The 25,165-nt window shown below is 68.7% G+C and carries 19 protein-coding genes; 10 read left to right on the top strand and 9 right to left on the bottom strand.

From position 1 onward, the window contains the following. Window positions 1–79: 79 nt before the first annotated feature. The gene (locus HW466_RS29015; RefSeq protein WP_059507164.1) at window positions 80–868 is read left to right on the top strand and encodes a sulfite exporter TauE/SafE family protein; all 789 of its coding nucleotides are present in this window, start codon (window positions 80–82) and stop codon (window positions 866–868) included. A gap of 218 nt (window positions 869–1,086) precedes the next feature. On the opposite strand, the gene HW466_RS29010 is transcribed toward HW466_RS29015, so the two are convergent. The 3 genes from HW466_RS29010 to HW466_RS29000 all read right to left on the bottom strand — a co-directional run bounded on the left by HW466_RS29010 (window position 1,087) and on the right by HW466_RS29000 (window position 6,223). Beyond that, window positions 1,087–2,922, bottom strand: coding sequence for a S10 family peptidase (locus HW466_RS29010; protein ID WP_174905547.1), 1,836 nt, complete (start codon window positions 2,920–2,922; stop codon window positions 1,087–1,089). A 609-nt stretch (window positions 2,923–3,531) separates the two neighbouring features. Then, window positions 3,532–5,622 carry a D-(-)-3-hydroxybutyrate oligomer hydrolase gene (locus HW466_RS29005; protein ID WP_174905548.1) on the bottom strand — a complete coding sequence of 697 codons (2,091 nt, stop codon included), beginning with the start codon at window positions 5,620–5,622 and terminating at the stop codon, window positions 3,532–3,534. Window positions 5,623–5,857: 235 nt separating this feature from the next. After that, window positions 5,858–6,223 (bottom strand): BON domain-containing protein, encoded by a 366-nt coding sequence (locus tag HW466_RS29000; RefSeq protein ID WP_059468523.1) that lies wholly within the window; start codon window positions 6,221–6,223, stop codon window positions 5,858–5,860. A gap of 454 nt (window positions 6,224–6,677) precedes the next feature. Here HW466_RS29000 and HW466_RS28995 point away from each other — a divergent pair, with 454 nt between their 5' ends. From HW466_RS28995 to HW466_RS28985, 3 genes are all read left to right on the top strand, one after another. Further along, window positions 6,678–8,111 (top strand): TAXI family TRAP transporter solute-binding subunit, encoded by a 1,434-nt coding sequence (locus HW466_RS28995; RefSeq protein ID WP_060345984.1) that lies wholly within the window; start codon window positions 6,678–6,680, stop codon window positions 8,109–8,111. A 107-nt stretch (window positions 8,112–8,218) separates the two neighbouring features. Continuing rightward, on the top strand, window positions 8,219–8,857 hold the full coding sequence (locus HW466_RS28990; RefSeq protein WP_059507025.1) for a 2-hydroxychromene-2-carboxylate isomerase: 639 nt from the start codon (window positions 8,219–8,221) through the stop codon (window positions 8,855–8,857). A 69-nt stretch (window positions 8,858–8,926) separates the two neighbouring features. Further along, window positions 8,927–9,874 carry a LysR family transcriptional regulator gene (locus HW466_RS28985; protein WP_059450887.1) on the top strand — a complete coding sequence of 316 codons (948 nt, stop codon included), beginning with the start codon at window positions 8,927–8,929 and terminating at the stop codon, window positions 9,872–9,874. A gap of 55 nt (window positions 9,875–9,929) precedes the next feature. Here HW466_RS28985 and HW466_RS28980 read toward each other — a convergent pair whose 3' ends face one another. The 4 genes from HW466_RS28980 to xdhA all read right to left on the bottom strand — a co-directional run bounded on the left by HW466_RS28980 (window position 9,930) and on the right by xdhA (window position 15,072). After that, window positions 9,930–10,331: a nuclear transport factor 2 family protein gene (locus HW466_RS28980; RefSeq protein ID WP_059543576.1), complete on the bottom strand. Its 402-nt coding sequence runs from the start codon at window positions 10,329–10,331 to the stop codon at window positions 9,930–9,932. A 97-nt stretch (window positions 10,332–10,428) separates the two neighbouring features. Then, window positions 10,429–11,106, bottom strand: a complete 678-nt coding sequence (gene xdhC, locus HW466_RS28975; RefSeq protein ID WP_059450915.1) for a xanthine dehydrogenase accessory protein XdhC — start codon at window positions 11,104–11,106, stop codon at window positions 10,429–10,431. A 1-nt stretch (window position 11,107) separates the two neighbouring features. Next, window positions 11,108–13,468, bottom strand: coding sequence for a xanthine dehydrogenase molybdopterin binding subunit (gene xdhB, locus HW466_RS28970; protein ID WP_059543575.1), 2,361 nt, complete (start codon window positions 13,466–13,468; stop codon window positions 11,108–11,110). A gap of 17 nt (window positions 13,469–13,485) precedes the next feature. Beyond that, a complete protein-coding gene (gene xdhA / locus HW466_RS28965; protein WP_174905549.1) occupies window positions 13,486–15,072 on the bottom strand; it encodes a xanthine dehydrogenase small subunit in 1,587 nt (528 codons plus the stop codon). Between the two features lie 350 nt (window positions 15,073–15,422). Here xdhA and HW466_RS28960 point away from each other — a divergent pair, with 350 nt between their 5' ends. Next, window positions 15,423–16,637 carry an MFS transporter gene (locus HW466_RS28960; RefSeq protein ID WP_059543573.1) on the top strand — a complete coding sequence of 405 codons (1,215 nt, stop codon included), beginning with the start codon at window positions 15,423–15,425 and terminating at the stop codon, window positions 16,635–16,637. 115 nt (window positions 16,638–16,752) lie between these two features. Here HW466_RS28960 and HW466_RS28955 read toward each other — a convergent pair whose 3' ends face one another. Continuing rightward, on the bottom strand, window positions 16,753–17,643 hold the full coding sequence (locus HW466_RS28955; RefSeq protein WP_059450892.1) for a DMT family transporter: 891 nt from the start codon (window positions 17,641–17,643) through the stop codon (window positions 16,753–16,755). A gap of 133 nt (window positions 17,644–17,776) precedes the next feature. Between HW466_RS28955 and HW466_RS28950 the strand changes: the two genes are divergently transcribed. After that, complete coding sequence (locus HW466_RS28950) at window positions 17,777–18,712, top strand: helix-turn-helix domain-containing protein (RefSeq protein WP_059450893.1); 936 nt, start codon at window positions 17,777–17,779, stop codon at window positions 18,710–18,712. Window positions 18,713–18,775: 63 nt separating this feature from the next. Here HW466_RS28950 and HW466_RS28945 read toward each other — a convergent pair whose 3' ends face one another. Then, window positions 18,776–19,987, bottom strand: a complete 1,212-nt coding sequence (locus HW466_RS28945; protein WP_059450894.1) for a pyridoxal-phosphate-dependent aminotransferase family protein — start codon at window positions 19,985–19,987, stop codon at window positions 18,776–18,778. Window positions 19,988–20,742: 755 nt separating this feature from the next. Here HW466_RS28945 and HW466_RS28940 point away from each other — a divergent pair. From HW466_RS28940 to HW466_RS28925, 4 genes are all read left to right on the top strand, one after another. After that, window positions 20,743–21,729 carry a LysR family transcriptional regulator gene (locus tag HW466_RS28940; RefSeq protein WP_059800259.1) on the top strand — a complete coding sequence of 329 codons (987 nt, stop codon included), beginning with the start codon at window positions 20,743–20,745 and terminating at the stop codon, window positions 21,727–21,729. 30 nt (window positions 21,730–21,759) lie between these two features. Next, window positions 21,760–22,758, top strand: a complete 999-nt coding sequence (locus HW466_RS28935) for a 2-hydroxyacid dehydrogenase (protein ID WP_151005804.1) — start codon at window positions 21,760–21,762, stop codon at window positions 22,756–22,758. A 118-nt stretch (window positions 22,759–22,876) separates the two neighbouring features. After that, window positions 22,877–23,653 carry a 5,6-dimethylbenzimidazole synthase gene (bluB, locus tag HW466_RS28930; protein ID WP_151005805.1) on the top strand — a complete coding sequence of 259 codons (777 nt, stop codon included), beginning with the start codon at window positions 22,877–22,879 and terminating at the stop codon, window positions 23,651–23,653. A 275-nt stretch (window positions 23,654–23,928) separates the two neighbouring features. Then, complete coding sequence (locus HW466_RS28925) at window positions 23,929–25,098, top strand: MFS transporter (RefSeq protein WP_059543572.1); 1,170 nt, start codon at window positions 23,929–23,931, stop codon at window positions 25,096–25,098. Window positions 25,099–25,165 lie beyond the last annotated feature (67 nt).

Below are 25,165 nucleotides of genomic sequence, written 5' to 3'. Positions count from 1 at the left end.
TTTTGCGACAATGGCGGACTTTGATGCGCGCGCCGCGGCCGCGCGCCGCCGCCGAACGCCGCATAACCGCCTGCTTCCGATGTCGCTTCCCCATATCGATCTGCTGTACTCCCTGTCCGGCCTGTTCGTCGGCATCCTCGTCGGCCTGACGGGCGTCGGCGGCGGTTCGCTGATGACGCCGATCCTCGTGCTGCTGTTCGGCGTCCACCCCGCGACGGCGGTCGGCACCGACCTGCTGTACGCGGCCGCGACCAAGGCCACCGGCACGCTCGTGCACGGGCTGAAGGGGTCGGTCGACTGGCGCATCACGGGCCGGCTCGCGGCAGGCAGCGTCCCGGCCGCCGCCGTCACGCTGTGGGTGCTGCATACGCACGGGATGAATTCGCCCGGCACCGCGCGGCTGATCCAGCTGGTGCTCGGCGTTGCGCTGCTGCTCACGTCGCTCGCGCTGATCTTTCGCCCGCAATTGACCGCGTTCGCCGCGCGCAATCCGCTCGCGCCGAGCCCGGCGCGCACGCTGTGGTCGACGGTGCTGACAGGCGCCGTGCTCGGCGTGCTCGTGTCGATGACGTCGGTCGGCGCAGGCGCGATCGGCGTGACCGTGCTGCTGCTGTTGTATCCGGCGCTCGCGACCACGCGCATCGTCGGCTCCGACATCGCGCACGCGGTGCCGCTCACGCTCGTCGCCGGCATGGGCCACTGGCTGCTCGGCTCGGTCGACTGGTCGATGCTGCTGTCGCTGCTGCTCGGCTCGCTGCCCGGCATCGTGCTCGGCAGCCTGCTGTCCGCGCGCGCGCCCGAGCGGCTGCTGCGCAACCTGCTCGCCGCGACGCTCGTCGCGGTCGGCGTGCGGCTCGTGCTCGCTTAAGCGGCACGGGCGCCTTTCCCTCCGCAGAAAAATCCGCTGTCCGGCCGGTGCGCGGCGCCCCGGGCCCCGCGCCCTGGCGCACAAGAAAAACAGCCCGACCGGCCTATGCCGATCGGGCTGTCGTCCATCCGGAGCGGTGCGATTCGCGCACGGCCCGACGGCGAACCGGGTGACGCGAATCGCGTTGCCACGGGCGGCGCGCACGCCGCCCGCCGCGCTTACTGCCCCTGCTGCTTCAGTTGCTGCTGCTTGAGCTGCTGCGTGCGCATCTGCAGCTTCAGCACGCGCTGCAGCGCCGCACGGTTCGCGAGCACGCCGTCGTAGAAGTTGGCCAGATCGCCCTTCAGCGCGGTCCGGGACGCGTCGTTCAGGTAGATCATGTGGCCCGACGGGTAGTTCTTGATCGTCAGGTTCTGCGCCTTGAGCGTCGGATCGAGCGGCATCTGCGCGAGCGTCAGCTCCGTCTGGTGGAACGGCGTGACCGCATCGAAATAGCCGTTCGCCGACAGCACCTTCAGGTCCGGGTTCACGCTCATCGTCGCCGCCAGGTCGCCGGCCGTGTACAGCGTATTGCCGCCGCCCTTGTTCGCGCCGGTCGGGTCCGTATGGCTGAAGTCCCAGTTGTTGAAGACCTGGTCGTTCAGGTCCACGAACGACGACGTCGACGTGTACTTGAGGTCGGTGTTGATGTAGCTGTTCCACAGCACCGTGTACGCGCCGCTGACGTTCGTGATCGACGGATCGTTGCTGCCCGAGTTCGGCAGGATGTACGGCGCGATACCCTTGCCCGTGAAGTTCGCGCGACCGTCGTACTGGCCGATCTGCGTGCCCGGCACGAGCGTCAGGAAGAACGTGTACGGCGGGTTGTCGTCCGACGACGGCACGTTGCCGAGCGCGGCCGGATTGCCGAACGTCTGGATCAGCGACGTCGGATCCGTGCCGATGTACGAGCCCATCTGCTGCGCGGTCTGCAGGTTCAGGTTCAGCCGCACGTTCACGAAGCCGCCGTCCTGCGGGTTCGGCTTCTGCGCGAGCGGCGCGAGCGTGTTGTCCGCGTAGTTGCGGGCCTGCACCATGTACGCGTCGAGATCGGTCGGCGTCGGGTTGAGCGTCGTCTTCTTCCAGTAGAACGCGTCGGCCGCGAGCGTCGGGAACGTGCCGGGCGCCGACAGTGCATTCGCATAGTCGAGGATCGACGATTGCAGCGTGATCCCGTTCAGATCGATGCCATCCTCATGCAGCACCCACGACACGACCGCGCTGCGCGCCGTGCCGTACGACTCGCCATACAGGAATTTCGGCGAGTTCCAGCGCGAGTACTTGGTCAGGTAGCGCTGGATGAAGCGATCGATCGAGCGCGCGTCCTGGTCGGTACCCCAGAAGTCCTTGTTCTTCGCCGGGGCGATCGCCGCCGAGTAGCCGGTGCCGACCGGGTTGATGAACACGAGGTCGGTGCGGTCGAGCAGGCTGTCCGGGTTGTCGAGCAGCTTGTACGGAGCCGGCGGCGTGAAGTTCGGGAACGACGACTGCAGGCGCTTCGGCCCGTACGAGCCGAGCAGCAGGTAGACCGACGACGAGCCGGGGCCGCCGTTGTAGAAGAACGTGACCGGGCGCGGCTTCGACGGGTCCGGGTTGTCCTGCGTGTACGCGACATAGAACATCTTCGCGTTGGGCGCGGACGTGATCGGATCGATCGTGGTCAGGTGGCCCGTGGTGGCCGTGTACTGGATGGTCTTGCCGCCGATCGTGACCTGGCGGTGCACGACCGCGGCCCCTTCGGTCGAATCCGTGACCGCGTCGTTCGGCCCGGTGCCGTACACGTCGTTGTCGACGTACGGCTGGTCGGCCGGGACGGCGGCCGTTGCATTGGTGCTGGCCGCCGTGCTGCCGTTTGACGTCGTCGCGGCCGCCGCGGTGGCGGCCGTCGGGCCGGACCCGTCGTCGCCGCCGCATCCCGTGACGAGCAGCGCCGCAGCCGCGGCTGCGGCGAGCGGCACGCCAAGTGTCGTTCCAAATAGCGCGAAACCGTCTTTCAAGGACTTCAGTGTCGTCATTATTGCCTCTCGAACAGAACGATAAATACCGCCGCTCGCAAAGGATCATTTGCGCCGGCGCTCCGCACCGGGAGCGCATTCGTTTTGCGATGCACTCCGAGTTTTTTACCGGATCGGCGAATACCGATCGGCACGATTTACCCCACCCATATTCCGCGAACGCACTGGAATCAATTCCATTGCAAACGACGATTCGATAATGCGCGGCAATGCGGATTCAGCCCCCGTCATCCGCAAGCGCGAAACCGCCAGGCAATAACCTTCCCCGCAAAGCCCACCCTGCAAGGCGCCTTCGCTTCCAACAGACGAACAATCCCTCTCGGCGAAATGCCGATCAATCGCAAAACGGCGACCAACCGCATTTCGAGCCGATTTAATAAATTCGAAAGGATTGATTAACTATACGGAAAGGAATATTGTCTTTACGGTAATTTATTAAATTAAGTGAAAATATCGGCGCATAATAGATTCCGGGTTTTCCGTCGTAAAGTAATAATTTGTTACAGCGCGTGCCGCTGCGATAAGGAGCAGTGCGGGACCGATTCCAGGCGCAGAAAAGAAAAAGCCGGACGACTGTCCGGCTTCCGTATCGCGGCGCGGCGGGCGCCGTCAGAGCGGCACGTCGATCGCGCCGGCGCCGGTCGTGATCGCGTTGGCGCCGGGGGACGCCGAGATCGGCGGCAGGTTCGCGCTCGTCAGCGCCGGTGCGGCGCCCGGTGTGCCGCCGCGCGGCACCGTGCGGATCACCTGCGACGGCGGCAGCGCGGCACCGCTCTTCAGGTGCCGCCACATCAGGTTCAGCGCTTGCAGGTTGTAGTAGTGAACCGGCACGAAGCGCGTGTCGAAGCCCGCGACCGGCAGGAACGCATCGAAGTGCTGCCCGTTCGTCACCTCGTAGAACACGAGCTGGCTGCGCCCGCCCTCACTGATGCCGTTCTGCGCGACGTATGCGCGCGATGCGTGATTCACGGGCACGAGCGCGTCGCTGCGGCCCTGCACAATGATCGCGGGCTTGCCCTGCAGGTTCGCGTTCACGCGCACCGCGTCGACATTCGCCGGCATGTCGAGCATCCCGTTGGTCCACAGCTGCCGCAGGCATAGCGCGCCCGCGAAGCTCGCGTCGGGCGTCGCGAGCCGGTGGTCGACGCCCGCGCCGGTGTTGAACACGAGATTGACGCCCGCTGTGGGCGGCACGCCGTTGCCGAGGCCGAACACGGCCGGCATCGGCGACGCGGCGGGCGGCGCGACCGCGCCCGTCGCAGCGCTCGTCGTCGCGAAGCTGAAATTGCACAGATTGTCGGTCACGCGCGAGCGCGTGTACGCGTTCGCATAGGTGACCGCGATCGCCGGAATCGCCTGCGAATCCCACATCGGCGCGTGCAGCAGATCGGAATCGGCGAGATAGCCGGCCGCATGCAGCTGCGCAAGCGCATCGGCGGCCTGGCTCTGCGTATCGGCGCCGGATACGAGCCCGGCAGCCGCGAGCGTCGCGCAGCGCTGCGTGCGGATCGACTGCGTGGTGGCGGCGGGCAGCGTGCTCAGGTACGGCGCATCCGCGAGCGACGCCGACGCGGCCGCGCACGGTTCCAGCAGGTTCGCGAGCGTCGCGTAGTCGGCCAGCGGCCGGCCGAACGACGGCACCGGCTGGCCGCCCTCGCGCACGACCGCGTTCGGCGCCATCCGCACGTTGACCTGCGGCTCGCCGACCACGACCGCGGTGATCCAGCGACGCGTGTCCTGCTCGGCCGCCGCGAGCGCCGCGCCGCCGCCGTTGCTGACGGACGCGGCGATCGTCGTGATGTCGCCCGGGTGGTAGCGCACGCCGTGATGCGAGCCGTCGAGCAGCGGCCCGAACTGCTCGTTGAGTGCCCAGTAGGCGAATTCGACCGCCTGTAGCGTCACGTGCCCCCAGTCCTGCTCGGGGTTCTGCTGCGAATGCGCATGCTTGAACGCGTAGCGGTTCGGGAACCGGCTGTTGAACGCGGCAAGCTCGCCGCTCGTCACGTTGGCGGTGAAGAGGCTGGCATTGCCGGCGAGCACCGCGTTGGCGAGCGTGCCGTCGATCAGCGTGATCGTGTCGGAGCCGAGCTCGTGGGCGCCATTGCCGCCGCCCTTGTCGTTGTATGCGACCGCGCAACCGCGCTTGAGGCCCCACTCGCCGGCCGCCGAAATCGCGCCGTACACGCCGCGCGAACCGGACGACGTGGCCGTGACGATGCACGGCTGCGCCGGATCGAAGCTCGCGGGCACCTGCACGAGCAGCGTCACGTTCTTGCGGCCGCTGCCGTCGTCGGAATACGCGAGGTACTCGGTGCCAGGAATCTTGCCTTCGCCGAGCGTGTCGTTTCCGTCGAGGTCGACGTTCGGCCCCCAGAAACGGCCATAGCCGCCGTTGGCGCTCATGTCGACGAGCGCGCGGTAGTTCGACCAGATCGCGAGCCGACGCAGCTCGGCGCTGGTCGGCCGGGACGGATTCACGAACGAAGGCGCGGTGGCGGCGGCGAGGCCGGTCTTGCCGAGGCCGGCCGTCAGCAAATCGTCGCTGGTGCCGTCATAGGCGGTCGTGCGCACGCTGCCCGACACGAAGCCGGGCAACCGGTTGCGCTCGCCCGAATCGTCGCCGTTGCAGGCGCCGAGCATCGCGACCGCGACCAGCACCGCGCCCAAGAGAATCCGACTGCCCCACCCGTGCGTCGTCATTGCCGCCCTCTCGATATCGTTATCGGTCCGCCGCCGTGTCGCGCGCGGCTGACGACCTCTGATGGAAACGCAGGGTCGCCCGGCGTTTTCCGCCCCGCAGGACGTCGCCTCGGGGATACTCATTCGGGGGGCCTGACGCAACGCGGCAGGCCCGAGGCTCACAGCGCAAACGGGCCCCGGTACACCGGGACCCGCCGCAAACGGGCGCGCGGCGCTGGCGCGCCGCCGCCCGGCATCATTGCTGCTGGACCGTCAGCTTGTTCGTGACCGACGTCACGCCCTTGACGCTCTTCGCTGCCTCTTCCGCCTTGTCGATCTGTGCCTGGTCGGGCACCGTGCCCTCCAGCGAGATCGCGCCGCCCTTCGAGCGCACGACGATGTTCGCCACGTCGATGCCGCCTGCCTTCGTAATTGCCTTGCGCACCGCGTAGCCGAGCTTGCGGTTCGCCTTCTTCGCGGTCTTGGCCGCGGCCTTCGGCGAGCTCGCTGCCGCAGCCGGCGCCTCGGTTGCCGCCGCGTCGCTCGACTGCGCATACACGCTGCCCGACAGACAGGCCGCCACGGCCGCAACACCCAACGCTCTCAACACGATCGACTTCATGCTATCTCCTTATGACTTCGGAACGGCCGTGCACAGTACGGCCGGATACCCCCAAAGGCGGCCAACCCGCGCGCGAACGGGCGGGACGGCCGATGATTTCCACGGCGATGCGAGAGAGGCGACACGGGCCGGCGACCGGCGCACGCGAATGCGGGCCGGCCGGGCCGGACAGCCGCCGGCCGGACGCGCCCGGTCTCATTGCGTGCCGGGTCGCGCGCGATTCGGTCGCGGCTGCGACGCACAATGTAATCCAGCGCCCGCCGAAGCGCAAAGCTTTTGACGCGCGGCCTCCCGGCAGCCGCCGTCAGGGCCGCCCGCATCGGCCGCCGCGCCACGGCGCCGGACTCGCGCATGCCGGGCGAAACCGGGTACCATCGCCGCGAGAACCTGCATCGCGTACATCGTTCGTGACGCCCGTCATCGACGCGTCACGCCCGTGTCACCCACCAATTCAATGAAGCCTGCCCGCCCTCGCCCGCCCCGCCGCATCCTTGCCCGCTTCGTCGCGGTGTCGTGGCGCGACCTCGCGCTGTCGATCGGCCCGACCGTGCTGCTTGCAGTCGCGGCGGTGTGGCTCGCGGTCAGGCTGATCCAGCCGGCGCCGCCGTCCACGCTCGTGATTTCGTCCGGCCCGCCCGGCAGCACGTACTGGAACGCCGCGCAGAAATACAAGGCGATCCTCGCGAAGAACGGCGTCACGCTCGACGTCGAGTCGTCGGAAGGATCCGCGCAGAACCTCGCGCGGCTGTCGAACCCGAACGCGCCGGTCGACGTCGGCTTCGTGCAGAGCGGCATCGGCCCGAAGGAGCGCGACGAGCATCTGGTGTCGCTCGGCAGCATCGGCTACGTGCCGCTCGCGATCATGTATCGCGGCCCGGTGGTCGAGCGCCTGTCCGACTTCAAGGGCAAGCGGCTCGCGCTCGGCGCGGAAGGCAGCGGCGCGCGCGAACTGAGCCTCGCGCTGCTGAAGATGAACGGCATCGTGCCGGGCGGCTCGACGGAGCTGCTGCCGACGGCCGGCGAGGATGCGGCGACCGCGCTGCTCGACGGCAGGATCGACGCCGCCTTCCTGTCCGGCGACTCGACGCAGATCCCGGTAATGGCGAAGCTGTTCCGCGCGCCCGGCGTCCATGTGTACTCGTTCACGCAGGCCGAGGCGTACGCGCGGCGCTTTCCGTACCTGACCGCGATCACGCTGCCGATGGGCGTCTACGATCTCGGCCGCAACCTGCCGCCCGCCGACATCCATACGGTTGCGCCGACGATCGAACTGGTCGCGCGCGACTCGTTGCACCCCGCGCTGTCCGACCTGCTGATCGAGGCCGCGCGCGAAGTGCACGGTCACGCGACGATCCTCCAGCACGCGGGCGAATTCCCGTCGGCCGTCACGCGCGGCTTCCCGCTGTCCGACGACGCGGCGCGTTACTACAAATCGGGCAAGACCTTCCTGTACCGGCGGCTGCCGTTCTGGGTCGCGAGTCTCGTCGACCGGCTGCTGGTCGTCGTGGTGCCGCTGATCGTCGTGCTGATTCCCGGGCTCCGGTTGGTGCCGTCGCTGTATGGCTGGCGCGTGCGTTCGCGCATCTACCGCTGGTACGGCGCGCTGATCGCGCTGGAGCGCCGCGCGCTCGGCGAGCATACGGCGGAGGAGCGCATCCATCTGCTCGACGAGCTCGACGACATCGAGGAAGCCGTGAACCGGATGAAGATGCCGCTCGCGTATGCGGGGCAGTTTTACGTGCTGCGCGAGCACATCGGCTTCGTGCGCGAGCGCCTCACCGCGCACGACCACGACGCCGCACCGGGCACGCCGTCCAGGCCCGGCGCCGGCGGCGTCGCGACGGCGCCCGCCGGCGAGGCCCCCCGGGCGACTCCCGGTTCCGCATGAGCGGCCGATCCGCGATCATTGCTGCATCCGCGCGACCGCATCCGCGCGCCGCCGCGTAACATGAAGGCCGCCGCGAGGCGCACACGCCCCATTCTCTGGAGATCTCCATGACAACCGGCCTCGACACTGCCCAGCCCGCCTGGTTCTTCGACTTCGTGTCGCCGTTCTCCTACCTGCTGCTCGAACAGCATGACAAGTGGCCGGACGTGCCGTTCGACCCCGTCGCCGTGTCGCTGCCCGACCTGCAGCGCCACTGGGGACAGCGTTCGAGCGCCGACGTGCCGGCCAAGCGCGTGTTCACGTACCGCCATGCGCTGTTTCGCGCCGAACAACTCGGCATCCGCTTCAAGATGCCGCCCGCGCATCCGTTCGACTCCGACAAGGTGCTGCGCCTCGCGATCGCGCTGCGCGCCGACATCGCGACCGTGCTGGAAATGTTCCGCTTCATCTGGCACGACGGCAACGATCCGTCGACGCCGGACGGATTCGCCGCGCTGTGCGAGCGCGTCGGCGTCGGGCACGGCGACGAACTGATCGAATTCGAGGAAACCAGCGCGCAGTTGCGCCGTAACACCGACGACGCGATCGCGCTCGGCGTGTTCGGCGTACCGACGTTCTGGATGAACCAGCAGCTGTTCTGGGGCGAGGACGCGCTGCCGATGGTGCTGTACTGCGCGCGCACGCCGAACTGGCTCGACTCGCGCGAGGTCAAGCGGATCAGCACGCTGCCGAAGGGCCGCGCGTGATGGCCGGTATCACGCACCGCGACGCGTGGCTGCGGTAAGGTTACGCTTCTCCCGAATCACCGCGCACCGATGGAAGACGACGACCGTACCGCCTCGCTCGATATCTGGCTCGTGCGCGTATTGCGCACGCTGCTGCTCGAGCGCAGCGTCACGCAGGCCGCGCTGCGGCTGAACCAGACGCAGCCCGCGATCAGCACCGCGCTGCGCAAGCTGCGCGAGACGCTGAACGACCCGATTCTCGTACGCGGCAAGTCCGGGATGGTGCCGACCGAGTATGGCGCGTCGCTGCTCGGCGCCGCGTCGCGCGCGCTGCGCGAGGTCGACTTCATCGCGACGCCGCACGGCGACTTCGACCCGTCGTCGGCGCGGCGCACGTTTCGCGTCGCCGCGCCCGACTACCTGAACGACTTCTTCATGCCGACGCTGATCGAGCGCTTTCGCGACGCGGCGCCGCATGCGCATCTGGAAATCGATTCGCTGAACCCGGCGCTCGATCACGCGGAGGCGCTCGAATCGGGCGCGCTCGATCTCGTGATCGGCAACTGGCCGAAACCCGACCCGCAGTTCGCGCGCCAGGACCTGTTCTCCGACACGATCGTGTGCCTGATGCGCGACGCGCATCCGCTCGCGCACGAGCCGCTCACGCGCGAAGCGTACGCGTCGGCCGCGCACGTCGCGCCGACGCCGTACACCGGCGACAAGCGCAATGCGATCGAGATCGGCCTCGCACGCGCGCGCCTTACGCGGCGGATCGTGACGACGCTGCCGTACTTCGGGATCGTGCCGCAGGTGCTGCTGCAGTCCGACCTGATCTTCACGACGACGCGCCGCTTCGCAACGCACTATGCGCGATTGCTGCCGCTCGTCGTCGTCGCGCCGCCCGTGCCGTTCCCGCGCATCAAGAGCTACCTGCTCACGCACCCGCAGCCCGACCGCCCGACCGACATCGCGTGGCTGTGCGCGCTGATGCAGAGCGTGTCCGACGAGCTGACGGCCGCGCGCGGCCGCAAGCGCTGACGCCGCATTGCCTGCGCGGCGGGCAGTAGCTGCGGGCAGCAGCAGCGGCCAGCGCTCACGCCGTGCAGAAAGTTTCCTGCAGATGGCTCCAGCGCACGCTGCCTGCCGCGTCGCGCGCGAACACGGCGGTCGCGCGACGCGCGGGCAGTTCGCCCGACGCCGCATGCTGCGCCTCGAGATAGGTGAGAACCGCATGCGATGCATCGGCCACGCGCACGCGGATGTCCGACAGCGCAATGCGCAGCCCCGGCTTCGCGCCGCCGAGCGTCGCGAACAGCGCGCGCATGCCGGCGCGGTCGAGCACGCGGCCGTCGGTCATGATCATCGTGAAATCGGCGGAAAAAGCGGCGAGCAGCGCATCGAGCGCCGCAGGTGAAGTATCGGTGCCGGACAGCCAGCGTTCGATGTCGGCGATGCTTGCATCGAGTGCGTCGAGATAGACCTGTGGATCGAACATGATGCCTGCATGAAAGGACGCGCGGCCCGATGCCGCGCGATTCGTGCAGTGTAGGCAAAAACGGCCGGACGTGCGTCGTGCGCGCCGGCTCGCGTCGTTATCGCGCGCAGCTCGCGTCGTCGCGCAGGCGCGCCGCCGCGGCCGCCTTCGTATCGGCCACCGGCATCCCCGAGCGGGCCTGCAGCAGTTCCGCGCAGACGGCCACCGCGATCGCGCCGGGCGCCTTGTCGACGATGCCCGCGATGCCGATCGGGCACACCATCTCCGTGAGCCGCGCCGGATCGACGCCGCGCGCCGCGAGCCGGCGCTCGAACTTCACGCGCTTGGTGCGCGAGCCGATCATCCCGAAATACGCGAAGTCGCGCCGCCGCATGATCTGCGCGGCCAGCGAGAAATCGAGCGCGTGGTTGTGCGTCATCACGAGGAAGTACGCGCCGGGCGGTGCCGCGTCGACCACGGCCTCCGGCGTGTCGGTCGGCTCCGGCTGCACGTTCGGCGGACATTCGTCCGGGAACAGCTCGTCGCGCGTATCGACCCACTGCACGACGCACGGCAGTGCGCCGAGCAGCGTGACGAGCGCATGGCCGACGTGCCCCGCGCCGAACAGCACGATGTGCATCGGCGGCTGCGCCGCGCGCGCGCGGGGGCGCATGCCGGTGCCTGGCGCGAACGGCTGCATCGGCGACGGCGCGTTGCCGCACGCGCCGTCGCAACCGGCGGCGCTCGCATCAGACGCGCGTTGCAGCGAGCGCGGTGAGCCCGGGAGCTGCTTCATCTCAACCTGCCCGCGCGGCGCTCGCGCGCACCGCATTCACCGCGCGCAGGATCGACTCGCCGGTGGCCGGTGCGTCGAGCGGCGGATTCACCCGGTAGTCGCCGACCGCGGCAATCGCGTCGCGCACCGCGAAGAACACCGAGAACGGCAGCAGCAACGGCGGCTCGCCGACTGCTTTCGACCGATGGATGCTGTCCTCCACGTTGCGGTTCTGGAACAGCCGCACGTTGAACTCGGGCGGCGTGTCGTTGACGGTCGGAATCTTGTACGTGGACGGCGCATGCGTCATCAGCTTGCCGCCCGCGTTCCACCAAAGCTCCTCGGTCGTGAGCCAGCCCATGCCCTGGATGAACGCGCCCTCCACCTGGCCGATGTCGAGCGCCGGGTTCAGCGACGCGCCGACGTCGTGCAGCGCGTCGACGCGCAACGTGCGCATCTCGCCCGTCAGCGTGTCGATCACGACTTCCGACACGGCCGCGCCGTACGAGTAGTAGTAGAACGGCCGCCCCTGCAGCTTCGACTGGTCCCAGTACAGTTTCGGCGTCGCGTAGAAACCGTCGGACCACAACTGCACGCGCGCGAGATACGCCTTCGCGATCACCTCGCCGAACGGCACGCTCGCGCCGCCGATCCACACGAAGTCGTTGGCGAATTTCACGTCGGCCGCGTCGACCGTGCCGTCGCCGAACTGCTTCGCCGCGAATGCCGCGAGGCGCTCGCGCAACTGGCGCGCGGCGTCCTGCGCGGCCTTGCCGTTCAGGTCGGAGCCCGTCGACGCGGCCGTCGCGGACGTGTTTGCGACCTTGCTCGTGTCGGTCGCCGTCACGCGGATGCGGCCGAAGCGGATGCCGAGCTCGTGCGCGACGACCTGCGCGACCTTCGTGTTGAGCCCCTGCCCCATCTCCGTGCCGCCGTGGTTCACGAGCACCGAGCCGTCGGTGTAGATGTGCACCAGCGCGCCGGCCTGGTTGAAATGGGTAACGTTGAACGCGATGCCGAACTTCACCGGCGTGAGCGCGATGCCCTTCTTGAGCACCGCGTTGCGTGCATTGAATTCGCGCACGCCCGCGCGCCGTGCGCGATAGTCGCTCGTCGTCTCGAGTTCGCCGAGCAGCTCGTGCAGCACGTTGTCCTCGACCGTCTGCCCGTAAGGCGTGACGTTGCGTTCGGTCTTGCCGTACAGGTTCGCGTAGCGCACGTCGAGCGGATCGCGGCCGAGCGAGCGCGCGATGTCGTCGAGGATGTACTCGATCGCGAATGCGCCCTGCGGGCCGCCGAAACCGCGGAACGCGGTGTTCGACTGCGTGTTGGTCTTGCCGCAGTAGCCGGCGATGTCCACGTCGCCGAGCCAGTAAGCGTTGTCGAAGTGGCACACCGCGCGCGTCATCACGGGGCCCGACAGGTCCGCCGAGAAGCCGCAGCGCGACGTCATGTCGAGCGCGACGCCGTCGAGACGGCCGTCGTCGTCGTAGCCGACGTCGAAGCGGTAATGGAAGTCGTGCCGCTTGCCGGTGATCATCATGTCGTCGTCGCGGTCCGGACGCAGCTTCACCGGGCACAGCAGCTTCCATGCGGCGAGCGCCGCGCAGCACGCGAACAGGCCCGACTGCGATTCCTTGCCGCCGAACCCGCCGCCCATCCGGCGGCATTCGACCAGCACGTTGTGCGACGCGACGCCGAGCACGTGCGCGACCAGATGCTGCATCTCGCTCGGGTGCTGCGTCGAGCAATACACGTGCATCCCGTCGTCGTCCTTCGGCACCGCGTACGCGATCTGCCCTTCCAGGTAGAACTGCTCCTGGCCGCCGAGCGTCATCTCGCCCGACTCGCGATGCGGCGCGGCAGCCAGCCGCGCGGCCGCGTCGCCGCGCGCGAGCTTCAGCGGCGGGATCACGTAGGTCTCGGCCTTGCGCGCGTCCTGCGCGGTCAGGATCGCGGGCAGCTCCTCGTAGTCGACCTGCGCGCGGCGCGCGGCAAGCCGCGCGATTTCGTGCGACGTCGCGACGACGATGAACATCGGCTGGCCGACGTACTGCACGATGCCCTTCGCGAGCACCGGGTCGTCGTGGATGATCGGCCCGCAGTCGTTCACGCCGGGAATGTCGTCGGCCGTGAAGACGGCGACCACGCCGGGCGTCGCGCGCACCGCGTCGAAGTTCATCGACACGATCTTTGCGTGCGGCTTCGCGGACAACCCGAGCGCCGCGTGCAGCGTGCCCGCGACGAGCGGAATGTCGTCGGTGTAGGTCGCGCGCCCGCTGACGTGCAGGTGCGCCGATTCGTGCGCGCGCGACACGTGCACCTGCGCGGCGTCGGCCTGCGGGTCGAGGGTGTTCAGGAACGGTTCTGCTTGCTGGTTCATGTTCGTGTTCTCCGTCTTCAGACGCGCGCCGGCGCATCGGCAACATCGGCGCCGGCTTCGGCGGCCACTTCACGCACGTTCAGCGCTTGCGGCGGCAGCGGGTCGTGCGGGCGCGTCTCCAGCCAGAATCGGTACATCAGGTTCTTCGCGGTATCGAGGCGATACGCGCTCGTCGCACGCATGTCGGTGAGCGGCTGGTAGTCGCGCTCGAGCGCCTGCATCGCGGCCTGCGCGGTGGCTTCGTGCCACTGCGCGCCGTCGAGCACGCTTTCGGCATGCGTCGCGCGCTTCGGCGTCGCGGCCATCCCGCCGAATGCGATGCGCGGCTCGCGGATCAACTCGCCGTCCGCGATGAACGCGAACGCCGCGCACACCGCCGAAATGTCGGAGTCGAACCGCTTCGACAGCTTGTACGTGCGGAACTGCAGCTTCGCGCGCGCGCCGCTGCGGGTCGGCACCTTCAGGCCGACGACGAATTCGTGCGGCGCCATGTCCTTTTGCTGGTAACCGGTGTAGAGCGCCTCGAGCGGCAGCTCGCGCACCGTGTCGCCGCCGCGCAGCACGACGCGTGCGCCCAGCGCGATCAGGCCCGGCATCGAGTCGCCGATCGGCGAGCCGTTCGCGACGTTGCCGCCGAGCGTCCCCGCGTTGCGGATCGGCAGCGACGCGAAGCGCTTCCACATTTCGGTCAGTTCCGGATACGTGCCGGCGAGCGCCGCATACGCGTTCTCGACCGTCACGCCCGCGCCGATCTCGATCCAGTCGTCGCCGTGCGCGACGCGCTGCAGTTCGGCGATCTGGCCGACGTAGATCAGGTCGTCCAGCCGGCGCATCTGCTTGGTGACCCACAGGCCGATGTCCGTGCTGCCGGCGAGGATCCGCGCGGCGGGACGCTCGATCTTCAGCGCGGCCAGCGCGTCGAGCGTGCGCGGCGCGGCAAAGCGCGCGCCGTCGGGCGTCGTGTAGTCGAACGTGCCGTCGCGCGCGAGCGAGGCGAGCGTGCGGGCCAGCGCGGCCGGTTCGACCGGCGCGCAATGCGCGGGCGCACCGTCGCCGGTCGCGCCTTCGCCGGCCACATCGAACATCCGCACAGCCGCATCGACGATCGGCCGGTAGCCGGTGCAGCGGCACAGGTTGCCCGTCAGCGCATCGGCGATCTCGGTGCGCGTCGGCACATCCTTCGCCTTCGCGCACGCGCTGCCGCAGCCTTCGTGGCCATGCTTCTCGTACAGCGCCCACATCGACATCACGAAACCGGGCGTGCAGAACCCGCACTGCGAGCCATGGCAATCGACCATCGCCTGCTGCACCGGGTGCAGCGAACCGTCAGGCTGGCGCAGGTCCTCCACCGTCAGCAGCGCCTTGCCGTCGAGCGTCGGCAGGAACTGGATGCACGCGTTGACGGCCTTGAACGCGACGGTGCCCGCGTCGGTCAGCTCGCCGACGACGACCGTGCACGCGCCGCAGTCGCCTTCCGCGCAACCTTCCTTGGTGCCGGTGCAGTGCGCATCCTCGCGCAGATACTGCAGCACGGTGCGGGTGACGTCCGCGCCGCTGACTTCGCGGACCGCGTGACGATGGTAAAAGCGGATCGGCTCACTCATGTCTCTATCGTTCTTCAAGTGGGGGCAAGGCGGCCTGCGCGGGGCGCTCGACCGACGTTTCTCTGACAGTTTGCACGCTATCACCATCAAATTCCGCAACCCATAGCCCAGCGCGCATGCGGCCCATATAACTGCCGCGATATGAGCGCCGCGGCCTGCCCGACGGACGGCTCGCGCGTTGCCCCATCAGGGTTTCGGGCCGGCCTGCACCATTTCGTCGGCGATTCGTCGGCATCGGAAACGGGGCGCGATTAACTAAGCGGTACCTGCGGGAAAACCGGTTCCATGGGAAAATCCCGATTCCGTTTTTCGCCGCCTTCCGTTCCGTTTCGCTCATTCGTTCCGACCCCATGTCAACCGATTCCGCCACACCGCCGCGCAGCGGCGTTGCCGTCACGCTGCAAATCGTGTCCGTCGTCTGCTTCACGTTCATCTGCTACCTGACCATCGGCCTGCCGCTCGCCGTGCTGCCGGGCTTCGTCCACGACGATCTCGGCTTTTCCGCGATCGTCGCGGGCGCAGCGATCAGCGTCCAGTATTTCGCGACGCTCGCGTCGCGCCCGCTCGCCGGGCGCTTCGCCGATACGCTCGGGCCGAAGCAGACGGTGCTGCGCGGGCTGATCGGCTGCGGCGTGTCGGGCGTGCTGCTGCTCGTCGCGCTGCTGCTGGCCCACTGGCCGGTCGCGAGCCTCGTGCTGCTGGTCGCGAGCCGGCTGGTGCTCGGCGTCGGCGAGAGCCTGTGCGGCACCGGCGCGATCCTGTGGGGCATCGGGCGGGTCGGCGTCGCGCACAATGCGAAGGTGATCTCGTGGAACGGCATCGCGACCTACGGCGCGCTCGCGCTCGGCGCGCCGATCGGCGTCGCGATCGCGCATACGCTCAATCCGGCGCTGATCGGCGTGATCGTGATCGCGCTGGCCGCGACCGGCTTCTATCTCGCACGCCTGATCGATTCTGTGCCGCTCGTGCACGGCGAACGGATGTCGTATGCGAGCGTGTTCACGCGCGTGCTGCCGCACGGCCTCGGGCTCGCGCTCGGCTCCGCGGGCTTCGGCTCGATCGCCACGTTCGTCACGCTGTACTACGCGGCACGCCACTGGCCGAACGCCGCGCTGTCGCTGACCGTGTTCGGCACGCTGTTCATCGGCGCGCGCCTGCTGTTCGCGAACACGATCAAGACGCATGGCGGCTTCCGTGTCGCGATCGTGTCGTTCGCGTTCGAATGCGCGGGCCTCGTGCTGCTGTGGCTCGCGCCCGTACCGCACGTCGCGCTCGTCGGCGCCGCGCTGACCGGCTTCGGCTTCGCGCTGATCTTCCCGGCGCTCGGCGTCGAAGCCGTCGCGCTCGTGCCGCCGGCGAGCCGCGGCGCGGCGCTGTCCGCGTATTCGGTGTTCCTCGACCTGTCGCTAGGCATCACCGGCCCGCTCGCGGGCTATGTGGCAGGCGCGTTCGGCTATCCGCAGGTGTTCCTGTTCGCGGCGGTGGCCGCCGCGGCGGGTGTCGCGCTGTCGATGGTGCTGTACCAGCGGCAGGCGCGGGTCGCGGGAAGCGGCGCGGCGGCTTGACCGAGCCGCGCGCCGGCCGCCGGGCGGCAGCTGCACTGGCATTCAACGCAAAACGCCCGCATCGCGCGGGCGTTTTTCTTTTCGTTTGCGGCGGCCAACGCGACGGCCGCCGCGGTCAGGCCGTGCGCAGGAACAACCGGCGCGTCAGGTCGAATGCGACGAGATTGCCCCCGAGCACGAGCAGCAGCCCGAACACCGCGAGCGGCGACCACTGGTAGCCCTCGAAGACCGTCGACACGGCGAGCGCGACGATCGGGAACAGCACCGTGCAGTACGCGGCGCGCTCGGGCCCGATCCGGCCGACGAGCGTCAGGTAGGCCGTGAATCCGATCACCGAGCCCGGCACGGCCAGATAGACGAGCGCGCCGAGATAGCGCGGGCTCGGATCGATCATGAACGGCAGCCCGGCCACCGCACTGCCGACCGTCAGGATCGCCGCGCCGATCAGCATCGCCCAGCCGTTGGTCGCGAGCGGGTGCAGGCCCATCGACTGCATCCGGCTCGACAGCAGGTTGCCGGCCGAGAAGCACATCGTGCCCGCGAACGCGATCGCGAGGCCCGTCCACGTGGCGTGGTCGTCGAGGTGGCCGGCCATCTGCTGCCAGAACAGGCATGCGATGCCGGTCAGCCCGAGCAGCGCGCCTGCGATCGCGGACGGCCGCAGCGGGCGGCCCATGAACAGCCGGCCGTTGATCGAGTTCAGCAGCGGCGCGGTCGAGAAGATCACGGCGACGAGGCCGCTCGGCACGACCTGCTCCGAATAGTAGAAGCACAGGAAATTCAGGCAGAACAGCGCGAAGCCCTGCGCGACCAGGTAGCGCCACGCCTCGCGCGGCGGGCGCACCGGCCGGCGCATCACGCGCAGCAGCGCGAACAGCACGGCGGCGGCGAGCCAGAAGCGCCACGCGATCGACACGGGCGGCGGCACGGCGCCGAGTTGCCATTTGATCGCGATCCAGGTGGTGCCCCAGATCAGCACGGTGACGAAATAGAGCGACAGGTTCATGGCGGCAACGAAGCGGAACGAGTGAAACGGACTTCGACTGTGCCGCCGCCGTGCGCGCGGCGATTGTCCGGAATTGCGGTCTTTTTCCGGCGGCCGCACGGCGCGCTTCGCGCGCGCTTATACTCGCTGCATCATGAGTTCGCCCCTGTACGCTCCGCCCGTCGACCACGCGGCCGCCCTTGCCGGCGGCGCGATGCCGTTCGGCCTGCAGTCGGTGTGCCGCACGCTTGCCGAGGCGAACGCGACGCTCGAGCGCTTCGCGTGGCTCGGCGACCATCTCGCGATCGCCGAATGGACGCGCATCACCGACGAAAGCGAGACGATCTACGAACGGCCCGGCCACCACACGCTGTCGTGCTATCTGGACGGCGGCTACCGGACGGAGCGCGAGCGCGTGCCGCGCTACGGCGCGCCGAGCCTGCTGTGCGCGCTGCCGGGCGACCATGAATCGCGCTGGTGGGTGCGCGGCGAGATGCACTTCATCCACCTGTACTTCCTGCCCGAGCACTTCACGCAGCGCGCGATCCGCGAACTCGATCGCGAGCCGCGCGAACTCACGCTCGCCGATCGCACCTATTTCGAGGATGCGCGCGTCGCGGCGCAGTTCCGTGCGCTCGCGCTCGAGCGCTGGGACGATGCCGACGGACGGCTGCGCGTGAACGAAGCCGCGCACGACGTGCTGAGCCTGCTGCTACGCGGCCAGAGCACGACACGCACCGACGTGCCGTTCCGCGGCGGGCTGGCGCCGGCCGTGCGCCGCCGCGTGCGCGACTATATCGACAGCTACCTGTCGCAGCCGCTGACGCTCGGCGAACTGGCGAACGTGGCCGCGCTATCGGAATACCATTTTTCGCGGATGTTCAGGCTGTCGTTCGGCCGTGCGCCGCACGCGTGGGTGGCCGAGCAGCGGCTCGCGCGGGCGCGACTGCTGCTGCGCACGACGGCCCTACCGCTCGCGCAGGTCGCGGCCGAATGCGGCTACGCGAACGCCGGCCACTTCAGCCACCGCTTTCGCGACGCGCACGGCACGACGCCGAACGCGTATCGGCGCGCGATGCAGGGCGGCTAGGCGCCGCGGCCCGGCTGCCCACGAGGCGGTTTCGTGCAGCGCACCCGCCTCGCCTCTCCGCGCTTACGTCCCGCGCCGCGACAGTTCCTGCTCGAGCGCGGCCACGCCGGCCGGCAAATCGACCGGCACCTTCAGGTCGACCATCGTGCGGCCGAACGCGTGCAGCGTGCGGAACAGGTTGTGTTCGCGGCACTGTTCGCCCATCTGCCCGATCCGCACGATCGGCAAGCCGAACGAGCCCGAGATCTCGACCTGGTACTGCTTCGAGATGTGACCGCACACCATGCCCGGCGTGAGCCCTTCGGGCGTCTCGATCCCGACCACCGAATTGAGCCGGCAGTCTTTCGGCGCATAGAGCGAGAGCCCCATCGCCTCGACGCCGGCCTGCAGCGCGAGCGAGCAGCGCAGGTGGCGCGCGAAGCGGCTTTCGAGCGTCTCCGCGCACACGAGACGCAGCGCCTCGTGCAGCGCAAGCACGCCCGACACCGGCGCCGTGTAGTGATACCCCGCGTTGTGCCAGAAGTTCTCCGCGAGCGCCATGTCCAGGCACCAGTGCGCATTCGGTTCCGGACGCTGCTTCATCCGCTCCCACGCGGCGTCGGAGAATGCGATCAGCGACACGCCCGGAATCGACGACAGCCCTTTCTGGCCGCCGGTGATCACCGCGTCGATGCCCCACGCGTCCATCTCGAGCGGCATCGTCGACAGCGTGCACACCGCGTCGACCACGACCAGCGCGCCGGCCGCCTTCGCGAGCGCCGCGATGTCGCGCAGATCGCGGTTCCACACGGTGTTCGACGTCTCGCCCTGCACGATCGTGACGATCTCGGGCCGCTCGCGTGCGATCGCGTCGGCGATCTCGTCGAGGCTCGCGACCGAGCGGTCGGCCACCTCGAGCGTGGCGACGTCGGCGCCGACGCGCGTGGCCATCTCGGCCATCCGCGCGCTGAAGAAGCCGTTGCGGATCGACAGCACGCGCGTGCCGCGCCACGCGAGGTTCGAAATCGCCATTTCCATCGCGGCGGAGCCGGGGCCGGCCACGCCGAGCACCCATTTCGTGCGGGTCTGGAACACGTAGCGCGCCATCTCCTTCACCTGCTCGATGATCTTCGCCATCGTCGCGCCGAGGTGGTTGATCACGATCGTGTTCGCCTTCGCGACGGCGGCCGGGATCGGGACCGGGCCGGCCCCCATCATCAGCAGCGGTTCTTCGGGCAGGATCGCGTCGAGCGGCACGACGACGGGACAGGGAATCGGCGAGTAATCGATGGACATGGCTGGTAAAGGAGGAAGGAAGAAAACGCTTGGACGTCGTTCGCCGCACGGCACGGCGAACTGATCGATCATTCCGCGTTCCGCGCCCGCGCGCAAGAGGCACGCGCGGCCGGACAGCGAGACGCTGGCCCGGTCGACGGACCGGGCCAGCCGGCCGCGCGTGCGCCGCACGAGCGGGTTTCGCAATGCCGCGCCATTGCGATGCGCATGCGAAACGGTTCCATCGGCAGTTCGATGTCCGCGATTTTCTCGGACGGTAATGCGAGGCACTCCCGATGCGCTCGTTCTGCGCGATACACGTATCGACCGGAATACCGGTTCATCACGATAAAAATCGCGCAGAGTGGAATCGGTCGACGAAAACCGGACCTGTGCAAAAACATCCACTATCGCAGCATCTATTGGTGACCGATTTCCCCCATTAGCTCCCCCGGCCACCCATAACCGCGAACAATGCATTGATTTATATGGGAAATATTCGAATCACGCGGAGTTTCGCCTAATACACTTCCCGCTATTCCCGGCACCCGCACACAGCATCGATCCGCTAAATCGATACCCGCGATTTCGATTTCACGCAACCCGCCCGTTTTCTCAGGTTGACGGATATCGGTTCCGTATTGAACAATCGTCTGCAGAATCGAAAACGGATTTTTCGATACGGGCCAGAACCTGGTGTCACGCGACGGCTTTCCAGGTCGTACAACGAAAAATCACAACCAAAATCAATCAACCGGGCCAGAAATTCGCGAGCCATGAACCAGATTCAGACCATGCGTGTGTTCGTCTGCGTCGCCGAACAGCAGAGCTTCCGGCGCGCCGCGCACCATCTAGGCGTCTCCAACGCGCTCGTCACGCGCTCGATCGCGATGCTCGAGTCTCACCTGAACACGCGGTTGATTCACCGCACCACGCGCAACCTGTCGCTGACCGAGGCCGGCCTGCGCTACCTCGACGGCTGCCGGGCGCTGCTCGAGGAATTCGACCATCTCGAGGCGTCCGTCACGCACGCCGTGCGCGAGCCGGCCGGCACGCTGCGGGTCGTCGCGTCGGGGCTGCTGTCGCCGCTCGCGCTCACGCCGCTCGTCAACAGCTTCCGGCACCGCTACCCCGAACTGCGCGTGCAGCTCACCGTCGCCGAAGGGCCGCTCGACGTGCTCGATTCCGGCTACGACGTCGGCATCGCGACGGGCGACCGGCTCGACGGCAACCCGACGCTCATCGGCCACGCACTCGCGCCGAACCCGTTCGTCGCGTGCGCGGCGCCCGCGTATCTCGAACGGCGCGGCGAGCCACGCGCCCCCGAGGACCTGCCGGGCCACGACTGGGTCACGCTCGCGCCGCACCAGCATGCGCCCACGTGGCGGCTGGTCGGCCACGACGGCGCCACGCACTCGATCACGGTGCGCCCGACCTGCACGGTCAACCAGCTGGCGCTCGTGCAGGCGGCAGCCGTCGCCGGCTCGGGCATCGCGGTGCTGCCCGAGCCGAGCATCGCCGATGCGCTGGCCACCGGCGCGCTCGTTCGGCTGTTGCCCACCTTCCGGATCGACGACCCGGACGCGCAGCTCTCCGTCGTCTACCCGAACCGCCAGTACGTGCCGGCCCGCACGCGCAGCTTCGTCGAGCACGTGCTCGAGCATTTCGGCGCGCAGACGGCCCGCGAGCGCGCCGGCTACGGCTTCCTGCGCACGCCCGATCGCGCCGACATCGTCACCGGCCGGCAAACGGGCCTGCAGTAAACTGCACGCGTCAGCCATCGGAGGTGCAGCGTGCGCGTGATCCTGTTCAGCAGCCGGCAGTACGACGACGAATCGTTTACCGCCGCCAACCGGCAATTCGGCTATCGGCTGCACTTCCAGCCGTCGCACCTCGACGCGGAAACCGCGATCCTCGCGCACGGCTACGAGGTCGTCTGTCCGTTCGTCAACGACACCGTCGACGCGGCCGTGCTCGAACGGCTCGCCGACGGCGGCACGCGACTGATCGCGCTGCGCTCGGCGGGTTTCAACCACGTCGACCTGGCAGCCGCCGAGCGGCTCGGCATCGCCGCCGTGCGCGTGCCCGCGTATTCACCGCATGCGGTTGCCGAACATGCGGTCGCGCTGATCCTCGCGCTCAACCGCCGGCTGCCGCGCGCGGTCGCACGCACGCGCGAAGGCGACTTCTCGCTGAACGGCCTGCTCGGCTTCGACCTGCACGGCAAGACCGTCGGCGTGATCGGCACCGGCCTGATCGGCAGCGTGTTCGCGAAGATCATGATGGGCTTCGGCATGCACGTGCTCGCGCACTCGATGCCGCCGTACGACGACGAATTGATCGCGTTCGGCGCGCGCTACGTCGAACTCGACGAGCTGCTGCACCACGCGGACATCGTCAGCCTGCACTGCCCGCTGCTGCCGTCGACGCACCATCTGATCAACGCGCAGACGCTCGCGCGGATGAAGCACGGCGCGATGCTGATCAATACCGGCCGCGGCGGCCTCGTCGACGCGCAGGCGCTGGTCGACGCGCTCAAGAGCGGCCAGCTCGGCCATCTCGGGCTCGACGTGTACGAGGAGGAAAGCGGCCTGTTCTTCGAGGATCACTCCGACCTGCCGCTGCAGGACGACGTACTCGCGCGCCTGCTGACGTTCCCGAACGTCATCGTCACGTCGCACCAGGCGTTCTTCACGCGCGAGGCGCTCGCCGAGATCGCGCACACGACGTTGCGAAACATCGAGGCATGGCACGCCGGCACGCCGACCAACGTCGTCACGACCGGGCGTTGAGCGCCGGCGCCCGGCGCACGCAATCCGTCAACGGTTCATCATTTTGTTTCGACTGATGTAACGCCGCATGCCCGGCGTCTGCTATCGTTGCGCCGACTCCTCCTTGCTTGCGCCGCTCATGCGTTTCGACGACTCCGCCATCGCCGCGGTCTACCGCGCCATCTTCGAACGGCGCGACATGCGCCACTTCACGCCGGCGCCCGTCGATCCGGCCACGCTCGCGCGGCTGCTGCGCGCCGCGCACCACGCGCCGAGCGTCGGCTTCATGCAGCCATGGCGCTTCATCCGCATCACCGACCCCGCGCTGCGCACCGCGATCCACGCGCTGGTCGAGACCGAGCGCCGCGCCACCGCCGACGCACTCGGCGAGCGGCAGGACGAATTCATGCGGCTGAAGGTCGAAGGCGTGCGCGAATGCGGCGAGTTGCTCGTCGTCGCGCTGACCGACGATCGCGAGCGCCATGTATTCGGCCGCCGCACGCTGCCGGAGATGGACCTCGCGTCCGCCGCGTGCGCGATCCAGAACATGTGGCTTGCCGCGCGCGCGGAAGGGCTCGGGATGGGCTGGGTGTCGCTGTTCGACGTCGACGCGCTGCGCACGCTGCTCGGCATGCCGGCCGGCGCGAAGCCGATCGCCGTGCTGTGCGTCGGGCACGTCGATGCGTTCTATGCGAAACCGATGCTCGAACAGGAGCGCTGGGCCGCGCGGATGCCGATCGAGGCCTGCCTGTTCGAAAACGGCTGGGACGCGCCGGCGACGCAGGCCGCCGCTTGCGCGACGGCACACGCCGGCATGACGGCCGAATCGTCATCGCCGTCATCGCCATCGCCCGCCGTCGCCGAACCGGATGACCACTCCGGCTCGACGGCAGGCGGCGCCCCGCCGCAGCGCTGACCGAATCGCCGGTCGGCCGGGCTCCCCTAAGGCAATACGCGCGCAATGGCCGCGCCCCCGGCTTCGTTGCGCCCCGAATTCGCGGCCGAACCCGCACGCAATCCCACACTGTGGTGCACGCGGCCGTGACCGCGTCGCACGCCGGCAACACCTGTTTTGGCCCCAAGCATAGGGGTTTTCACTGAAGTAGAATCGTGGCTGACCTCTCCCGCCCTGCCCGTCCCGCGCATCCCGCGCCGGCTCCCGGGCCGCGACCTTTTCCGCAGCCCACCGCGATGCCATTACCTCTTTTCGCCCTTGCCGTCGCCGCATTTGGAATCGGTACCACCGAGTTCGTGATCATGGGGCTGCTGCCCAACGTCGCCCGCGACCTCGGCGTGTCGATTCCGGCGGCCGGCATGCTCGTGTCGGGCTACGCGCTCGGCGTGACGATCGGCGCGCCGATCCTCGCGGTCGTCACCGCGAAGATGCCGCGCAAGCGCGCGCTGATGGGCCTGATCGGGCTGTTCATCGCGGGCAACCTGTTCTGCGCGATCGCGCCCGGCTACGCGGTGCTGATGGCCGCGCGCGTGGTCACCGCGTTCTGTCATGGCGCGTTCTTCGGCATCGGCTCGGTGGTCGCGAGCAACCTCGTCGCGCCGAACCGGCGTGCGCAGGCGATCGCGCTGATGTTTACCGGCCTCACGCTCGCGAACGTGCTCGGCGTGCCGCTCGGCACCGCGCTCGGCCAGGCATATGGCTGGCGCGCGACGTTCTGGGCCGTCACCGGCATCGGCGTTGCCGCGGCCGCCGCGCTCGCGGTGTGCCTGCCGAAGAACCTCGCGATGCCCGAGACCAGCATCACGCGCGAATTCGGCGTGCTCAAGCACCCGCAGGTGCTGATGGTGCTCGGCATCAGCGTGCTTGCGTCCGCGAGCCTGTTCAGCGTGTTCACGTACATCACGCCGATCCTCGAGGACGTGACGGGCTTCTCGCCGCGCCAGGTCACCTACGTGCTGCTGCTGTTCGGTCTCGGCCTGACGGTCGGCGGCACGCTCGGCGGCAAGCTCGCAGACTGGCGCCGCATGCCGTCGCTGATTGCGACGCTCGCGCTGATCGGCATCGTCCTCGCGCTGTTCGCGGGCACGATGCACGTGCCGTTCGCCGCGCTCGCGACGATCTTCGTGTGGGGCATCCTCGCGTTCGCGATCGTGCCGCCGCTACAGATCCTGATCGTCGATCGCGCGAGCGACGCGCCGAACCTCGCGTCGACGCTGAACCAGGGCGCGTTCAACCTCGGCAACGCGACGGGCGCATGGCTCGGCGGCATGGCGATCGGCTCCGGCGTGTCGCTCGTGAACCTGCCGTGGGTCGGCGCGGCGATGGCGCTCGCCGCGCTCGCGCTCACGCTGTGGTCGGCGTCGCTCGAACGCCGTCCGGTGAGCGGGCCGACCGGATACGTATGACGCGCGCCGGTGCGGCGGCCCGCCGCGGCCCGCCGCATTCGTTGCGCACGCAACGCGATGCGAACCT

Source organism: Burkholderia territorii, assembly GCF_902833055.1.
Taxonomy (GTDB): Bacteria; Pseudomonadota; Gammaproteobacteria; order Burkholderiales; family Burkholderiaceae; genus Burkholderia; species Burkholderia territorii.
This window is presented reverse-complemented; position numbering and strand designations above follow the sequence as displayed.